The organism is Sesame phyllody phytoplasma (assembly GCF_018390775.2).
In the GTDB taxonomy this organism is placed as follows: Bacteria; Bacillota_I; Bacilli_A; order Acholeplasmatales; family Acholeplasmataceae; genus Phytoplasma; species Phytoplasma australasiaticum.
This window is the reverse complement of sequence record NZ_JAHBAJ020000019.1, coordinates 1-8,122: the sequence shown is the minus strand read 5'-3', so window position 1 is coordinate 8,122 and position 8,122 is coordinate 1. Positions and strand designations below refer to the sequence as shown.

Here is an 8,122-nt window from a genome sequence, read left to right as displayed (position 1 = left end):
TAAAAAATTGCCGTTTTCAAAAAAAAATTTTTTTCATTGATATTAATGATGGTACTTTTATTGAAGATTTGCAGATTATTTGCAAAGATAATGATTTTATTTGTTTGAAAAAAATTAAACATGAACTTAATATTGGAGCTTCTGTTTATGTAGAAGGATTTTTAATGCCTTTAGAAGATGTTTCTTCTAAATATTTTGAATTAGTTGCTTCTTGTATTGTTGTTTTAGGTTCTAGTTCTATAAAATATCCTATTCAACCAAAACCACATTCTAAAGCTTTTTTAAGACAATTGCCTCATTTGCGATTGAGAACAAAACTTTTCGGAGCCGTTTTTAGATTACGAAATACTTTAACCTGTGCTATACATAATTTTTTTCAACACAAAGGTTTTATTAATATACATACCCCTATCATTACTACTAATGATGGCGAAGGAGCTGGTTCTTTGTTTCAAGTAACGAGTTTTAATCTTCAAGATTTATCAAATCAAAAAAATCTTGATTTTAAAAAAGATTTTTTTGGAAAACCTGTTTTTTTAGCTGTAACGGGACAATTAGAAGCTGAAGCCTTTGCAACAGCTTTAAATAAAGTTTATACTTTTTCTCCTACTTTTAGAGCAGAAAAATCTAATACTTCTCGTCATATTTCCGAATTTTGGATGATTGAAGCAGAAATGGCATTTTGTGATTTATCATATAATATTGTTTTAGTTCAACAAATGTTGCAATATGTTATTAAATTTTGTTTACAAAAAAATAAATTTGATTTAGATTTTTTTGAAAAAAATATTGAACCCGGTTTAATTAGTCGATTGAATTATGTTGTTAATCTTAAAGAGTTCCCTCAAATTACTTATAAAGAAGCTATGAATATCCTTAATAAAAGTTCATATGATTTTGAACAAAAACCTATTTATGGTGAAGATTTATCTACAGAACATGAAAAATATTTGACAGAAGTTATTTTTAAAAAACCTATTTTTGTAACTAACTGGCCTAAAAATATTAAAGCTTTTTATATGCGTAATAATTCTGATAATGAAACGGTTGCGGCTATGGATTTATTAGTTCCGAAAGTAGGAGAATTAGTAGGCGGTTCTCAAAGAGAGGAAAGATTTGAAGTTTTACAAGATAAAATGAAAGAAATGCAAATAAATAAAATAGATTTAGACTGGTATTTAGATTTGCGTCGTTTTGGTAGTTGTATTCATTCTGGATTTGGTTTAGGGTTTGAACGAATGCTACTTTATTTAACGGGTTTAGATAATATAAGGGATGTTATTGCATTTCCTAGAAGTTATTATAATATTTCTTAATATTTCTTTTTTACAAAAAAGTCTAAAAAAACAAAATAAAAGAGGTTATATAAAAAATATGTTTATTAAAATGTCAAATGTTTCTAAAGTTTTTGTTAATAAACATAATCGTAAAAAAACTTTCGCAGTTAAAAATATTAATTTAGAAATAAAAAAAGGAGAATTAGTAAGTATTTTAGGACCTTCAGGTTGTGGTAAATCGACTATTCTTTATATCATAGCAGGTTTAATTTCAGTTACTGAAGGTAATATTTTTTTTGATAATATTGATGTTACAAAAGTTCCTCCAGAAAAAAGAGGTGTCGGTTTGGTATTCCAAAATTATTCTTTGTATCCTCATATGACTGCACGTCAAAATATTACATTCCCTTTACAAAACTTAAAAGTATCTTCTGAGAAAATTCAAGAAGAATTAGATAAAATTTCTGCTTTAACATCTACTAGTGACTATTTAGATAAAATGCCTTTTGAATTATCCGGTGGTCAACAACAACGTGTAGCTATAGCTAGGGCTTTAATTAAGTATTCTGGTATTTTATTGTTAGACGAAGCTTTATCTAATTTAGATACTCATTTGCGTATTAGAATGAGAGATGAAATACGAAAAATACAGATTAAAACTAATGTAACAGCTGTTTTAGTAACTCATGATCAAGAAGAGGCCATGTATATGAGTGATAAAATTTATGTTATGAATAAAGGTACTATTCAACAAGTAGGTACCCCGTATGAAATTTATAATAATCCTGTTAATTTGTTTGTAGCTTCTTTTTTAGGTGTTCCTCTTATTTCTGTTTTTCATGGCATATTGAATCGTGGTAATTTAAAAATAGGTGAAAATGTGATCTTACAAGATCAACGTTTTCAATCATTTGATAATAAAGAAGTTTATGTGGCTATTAGGCCTGAGGGTTATGAATTAAAAAAAGATGGAATTTTTGAAATCGAAGGTATAGCTTTGGAAAATTTAGGTCGTGAATTAGTTTTATTGGCTAAAAAAAATGAATCCATTCATAAAACATTTCAAATTATTATACCTACTTATCAACAAACACAATTAAAAGCTGATCAAATTAATAAACAAAAAATTCGTTTTGATATTAAAAAAAATAAATTATTTGTTTTTGATAAAATTAATGAAAATAGGATTTTTTAAATGTTAGAGATTATGGGATATAAAAATCGTAGACATTGGTATTATTTAGCTCCTATGTTGATTTTTTTAACTGTTTTTACCTTTTATCCTTTGGTTAAAAATATTATTATTTCTTTTAATGCTAAATATGATAAATTTAATGATTCTTTTAGTATGAAAATTTCTGATTTTTTTAGTTTTAGTAATTATATTGCCATTTTTAAAGATATAGATTTTATTTTTGCATTACGAAATACTTTGATTTTGGTTATTATTTGTGTTCCGATATCTATTTTTTTATCTTTAATTATTGCTTTAGCTTTAAATAGTGTTCGTAATTATGTAGTTCAACATTTTTTTAAAACATTTTTTTTATTACCATTATTATCTAATACCATTATTATGAGTATGATTTTTGGTTCTTTTTTTTATTATAATACTACTAATTTGATTTCTTATAGACCAGAAGGATTATTTAATTCTTTTTTAGGTTTTTTTGGTATTCGTCCGCAACCTTGGATTAACATCGCTGCTCCTTATTCGCATAAAATTTTTGTTTTAGTTTTTTATAATATATGGGCTCGATTACCTTTTAAAATATTTGTTTTTATTTTATCTTTGCAGGATATTGATAAATCTTATTATGATGCTGCCAAAATCGATGGAGCTTCTAAATTTCGCATTTTAACTAAAATAGTTTTACCATTACTTGCTCCGATTATTTTTTATCAATTAATCATTGAAACTTTAATGGTTATCAAAGAGTATGAATCTGTTATAGGTGTTTTCGGGCGAAACGCTAATTATCGAGTACAAACTTTGGTAGGTTATATTTATAATCAATTATCTAGTTCTCATTATAATTCTTATTCTAAAGGAGCAGCAGCTGCTACGATATTATTATTAATTTCTGTTGTTTTTACTACTATGAGTTTTTACATTTCTAAAAAAGAAAATAAATTGATGAAAGTGGATTTGTAATAATTATTGTATGGATATTAGTAAGATTTATCGTTATATAAGTATAAATGTTTGTAATATTAAACATAAGTTAAGTAAAATTAGTTACTTTATTATTATTAAGTATTTATTTTTGATATTTATTTTGTTATTTTTAACATTTCCTTTTTATGTTATGGTTATCACTTCTTTGAAAAGTAATGAAGATATTATACAAAATAATTTATTGAGTTGGCCTAAACAAGGTTTACAATTTATTAATTATAAAAATGTTTTCGCTATTAAAGATTTTAAATTTTTGAAATATTTTGTTAATACTTGCATTATGGTATCTTTATCGACTTTGGCAGGTACTATTTGTTGTGTTTTAGCAGCTTTTGCTTTAAGTTTTTTTGTTTTTCCTTTGAAGAGAATTATTTTAATGTTATTATTTTTAGCTATGTCCATTACTAGCGAAACTTTAGTTTTGACAAATTTTCGTACTGTTTCTAATTGGGGTTTAGTGGATAATGGTAATGGTTCTATTGTTCCTGGTGGTGTTTATTTAGCAATGACTTTTCCTTATTTAATCAATGTAGTGCATTTATTTTTGTTAATTCAAACTTTTAAACGCGTACCTAAAGAACTTTATTATACATCTAAAGTTGATGGTATTACGAATTTTCAATATTTATGTAAAATTTTATTACCTATTACGAAACCTACTGTTATTGTAATTTCTGTTTTCAGGACTATAGCTGCTTGGAATGCTTATGCTTGGCCAGAATTGGTCGGTGCTAAATTATTAACGAATATGATAAGAAAAATTTTCGATTCAGAAGCTTTTATGGATACTCTTAATCTTCAAATGGCAATTTTTGTTTTGATTAATTTACCTTTATTATTTTTATTTATTGTATTTAAAAAATATATTATATCTGGAGATAGTCGACGTGGTATTAAAGGTTAATTTGAAATCGAAAATTTTAAATATCGGTAATGTGAGCAAAATATTTATTTATTTTGGCACTATTATTGTTTTCATTATAATTTCTAATTCCTTAAGAACTTCTCAAGATAACGAATTTTTTATTAAAAAATATGATAATTTAAGGAATTTGGTTAGTAAAAAATTTCAAAATCATAATTCTCAAATTAATTATTTTAAACATCTTAAAAAACCTGTAGAAATTATTTTTTGGCATACTTTATATCCTAGAGAATTAGAAATTGTTAAAGAGACTATTCGAGAATTTGAACAACATAATCCTAATATTAAGATTAAAGATGTTAATAAGGTTAATTGGGAACAAATTTGTAAAAGTGTGGCTAATTCTTTACCTGTTAACAAACAACCTAATATTGCATTTTCTTATGATGATCATATTGAATTTTATTCTAAATCATTTAAAGTGGTACCGTTAGATATTTTCATGGATTATGATGAGGATTTTGGTAAAACCTCAGAATCTAATAATAAATATAATTTTTTTCCAGGTTATGCTAAAAAATTAAAATTACCTAACGTATATGATGGACAAGATCATCATTATAGTTTACCATTTGTTAAATCGACAGAAGTTATGTTTTATGATAGCGATTTGTTTAAACAATATCGTGATGATTTAAATAAAGTTTTTTATGAAAAACATAAATCCGATTTTAAAGATTCTTGTCAAGAAATTATTGATTCTAATGGTAGATTCGATTTTAAAGCTTTAATTAATAATAAAGATTATTTAATTTGGCCTTATTTAGAAACTTTGTGTGCTAAAATTGTATCGCTTAAACAAGATCCTACTTTTATTCCTATTACATCCGAAAGTTTAGCTAATTTAATTATTATTAGTAATGAACAAAAAGGCATATCTTATCCTAAGGATGAACATTCAATTAAGAGTTTTTTGTTAGATGAAAATGTAAAAAAAAATATGCAATATTTTAAGGAAAATTTTTATAATAAAGGTTTTTTAACTAGTTCCAAATTAATTGGTATTAGTAATAAAGAAATGTTTATGCAACGTAAAACTGGTATGTTTATTACTTCTACTAGACGTTCTGATTTATTACATAATCAAATGTCAGATTTTAATATAGAGATGACTCCTTTTCCTTGTATGAGCTATACGGATGATTATAAAAATATTATTCAAGGTCCTAATGTTAATTTATTTTATTCAGAAGATAATGATAAAATGTTAGCTTCTTGGTTATTTTTAAAATATTTAATGTCTAAGGATGTTTATGTGGATATGTTATTAGGCAAAGGAGGTTTTATTATTACTCGAGAAGATGTTTTGAACACCTTAAACGCATTAAAACTAGATTCTGATCCTTCAAAGAATTTTGTTGATGACCAAATCCAAAAATTAGAAAAGATATTACTAAGTATACCTTCGCATAGTGATCTTAATAATGAATTAAATGCAAAAATGATTCAAGATAAAAAAAATGGAAGACGTGATTTGTATAAATATAAATCTGTTAAATTTGCTCAAGAGCATACTTATGATAATAATAAAAAAAATACTTATTTTACTACACCTATTTTTTCTAATGTGGTATTTTTTCGTTCGATATTAAATGATTTATTTACAGAAATTTTAGCCCTTGATAATCGAACTATCAATTTAAAGGAAAAAATAAATTTTTTATTTATGGAAGCTTATAAAAGGATTGTCCATGATTAATATAAAAAGGTTTTATTAAATAATTTAGGAGAATATAAAAAATGAATCAAAAGGTAGTAGAAATGAATACCAATATGATATCTATTAATCATTTAATTCTTCATAATATAAATGAATTTGATATCATTACTATATTTGGGCATAAAAATCCAGATGGAGATTGTTATGGTTCTCAATTAGGATTGAAAGATATTATTCAACAAAGTTTTCCTAATAAACAAGTTTATGCTTTAGGCGAAAATAATCCTATTTTTTCTTTTTTAGGTATAATGGATGAAATTAATGATGATATCATAGCTAAATCTTTAGCTATTGTAGTGGATTGCGGAAATACTAATGTAATTAGTGATTTTAGATATAAAATAGCTAAAAAAATTATACGTATTGATCATCATTTGATAGGAGATGTTTATGGAGACGAAAAAAATTCTTGGATTGAACCTAATTTTTCTTCTTGTTCAGAAATGATTTATACTTTTAAAGAAATTAATAATTTGAAATTGAGTATAAAAGGAGCTTTACCTATTTATATTGGTATGGTCACAGATACGGGTCATTTTCGTTTTGATAGAGTTAATCATAAAACTTTAAAGATAGTATCTGATTTGTTAAGTTATGGTTTTGATGCTTTTCAAATTGATACCAAAATTACTGTTCAACCCATAAATATATTAAGATTTAAAGGTTATGTGTGTAGTAATTTTGTTGCTGAGGATGGTTTAATTTATGTCAAAATTACTAATGAAATTATTGAAAAATTTAAGTTAAGATTTGAAGATATAAATAGTGTAGTTAATATTTTTCACAATATTCAAGATCATCCTGTGTGGTTATTTATAATAGAAAATAAGGTGAATAATTATTGGAAAATAAGTATACGTTCGATAGGTCCTAAAATAAATCATATTGCTAATAAATTCAATGGTGGCGGTCATTTCCGTGCTTGCGGTATGAATGTGTATAATCAACAAGAGATTGATCAAGTAATTCAATTAGCTAAAAATTCTATTAAAGATTACGAACATCAAAGGGACCTAAATATCAAATTATCTAATCAATAACTAGTATGATAATAAACTAAAAAGATAATAACAGTTCCTTAAAGTAAAGAATAAGGAAATTAAAATAGCGTTTAAAAGCGGATTGTGATGAAGCAGTTAGTCAAAATGATATCACCTAAAGAATCTAAGGATTAACTTGAAAGGTCCTAAGGAGCTAAGAAAATTTAATTTGATAAACGTCTATCTTTTAGACTACTGAAACCGAACAATCTAGAAGCTATTGATATTGATATACAATAAGCCTTATCGGATAGTTTATTAACGAATGAAATATGAAAACTTATTGTTAAAATAAAAATTATCTCCCCTCTAAAGAATTAATGTCGATATTCTTAAAGGTTAGTTATTAAATTAACCAATAATTCCATATTATAAAAAATAATTGACCATTTGGTTTAAATATTACAATAAACAAAATAAAAAAATAAATTAAAGCGAGTAAATAATGTTAAAAGAAGAAACTATTGCAGCTATTGCCACACCTTTAGGTATAGGTAGTATTAGTGTAATTCGTGTAAGCGGAAATAAAGCTATTGAGGGTATTAATAGTATTTTTAAAGGTATTAAAAAAACTAATTTATTGGAGGTATCCACTCATACCATTCATCATGGTTTTATTTTAAATCATTTAGGCGAAGTTTTAGATGAAGTGTTAATTTCTATTTTTCGAGCTCCTCAATCGTTTACAGGTGAAGATATTATTGAAATTCAGGCTCACGGAGGAACTTTAATTACTAAACTTCTGTTAGAAAGAGTTTTGTCTTTACCATTTTTTAGATTAGCGGAACCAGGTGAATTTAGTAAAAGAGCTTTTTTAAATAAGAAAATCGATTTATTACAAGCAGAAGCTATTATGGATTTAGGGCGCAAAAGATGCGCATAATTCCGCTATTTAACGCATAGCCTGGAGTGATAATATCCAGAGGTCACGTAAACACTGTAAGGTGGGCTTGATTAATTGTCTCGAAAGAGTAATTAATA

Annotated in this window: 6 protein-coding genes and 1 pseudogene; all 7 read left to right on the top strand. The window is 25.4% G+C overall.

Features of this window, described 5'->3' with window-relative positions:
- The coding region (gene asnS, locus KHD59_RS02195; protein ID WP_213680505.1) for an asparagine--tRNA ligase at positions 1-1,316 on the top strand (1,316 nt) is incomplete at its 5' end.
- Positions 1,317-1,374: 58 nt separating this feature from the next.
- Positions 1,375-2,472, top strand: coding sequence for an ABC transporter ATP-binding protein (locus KHD59_RS02190; RefSeq protein ID WP_004995105.1), 1,098 nt, complete (start codon positions 1,375-1,377; stop codon positions 2,470-2,472).
- Positions 2,473-3,432, top strand: coding sequence for a carbohydrate ABC transporter permease (locus KHD59_RS02185; protein ID WP_004995102.1), 960 nt, complete (start codon positions 2,473-2,475; stop codon positions 3,430-3,432). It begins immediately after the preceding gene.
- Between the two features lie 10 nt (positions 3,433-3,442).
- Positions 3,443-4,360, top strand: a complete 918-nt coding sequence (locus KHD59_RS02180; RefSeq protein WP_004995101.1) for a carbohydrate ABC transporter permease — start codon at positions 3,443-3,445, stop codon at positions 4,358-4,360.
- A complete protein-coding gene (locus tag KHD59_RS02175; protein ID WP_215419674.1) occupies positions 4,344-6,080 on the top strand; it encodes an ABC transporter substrate-binding protein in 1,737 nt (578 codons plus the stop codon). Before KHD59_RS02180 ends, KHD59_RS02175 begins: the two co-directional genes overlap by 17 nt.
- Positions 6,081-6,121: 41 nt before the next feature.
- On the top strand, positions 6,122-7,141 hold the full coding sequence (locus KHD59_RS02170) for a DHH family phosphoesterase (protein ID WP_213680507.1): 1,020 nt from the start codon (positions 6,122-6,124) through the stop codon (positions 7,139-7,141).
- Positions 7,142-7,586: 445 nt separating this feature from the next.
- Positions 7,587-8,003: pseudogene (locus KHD59_RS02165) on the top strand (tRNA uridine-5-carboxymethylaminomethyl(34) synthesis GTPase MnmE); the annotation flags it as partial.
- Positions 8,004-8,122 lie beyond the last annotated feature (119 nt).

Excerpts from the sequence above, each read along its gene's own strand:
- KHD59_RS02190 (WP_004995105.1), top strand. The coding sequence starts at position 1,375 with ATGTTTATTAAAATGTCAAATGTTTCTAAAGTTTTTGTTAATAAACAT.
- KHD59_RS02185 (WP_004995102.1), top strand. The coding sequence starts at position 2,473 with ATGTTAGAGATTATGGGATATAAAAATCGTAGACATTGGTATTATTTA.
- KHD59_RS02180 (WP_004995101.1), top strand. The coding sequence starts at position 3,443 with ATGGATATTAGTAAGATTTATCGTTATATAAGTATAAATGTTTGTAAT.
- KHD59_RS02170 (WP_213680507.1), top strand. The coding sequence starts at position 6,122 with ATGAATCAAAAGGTAGTAGAAATGAATACCAATATGATATCTATTAAT.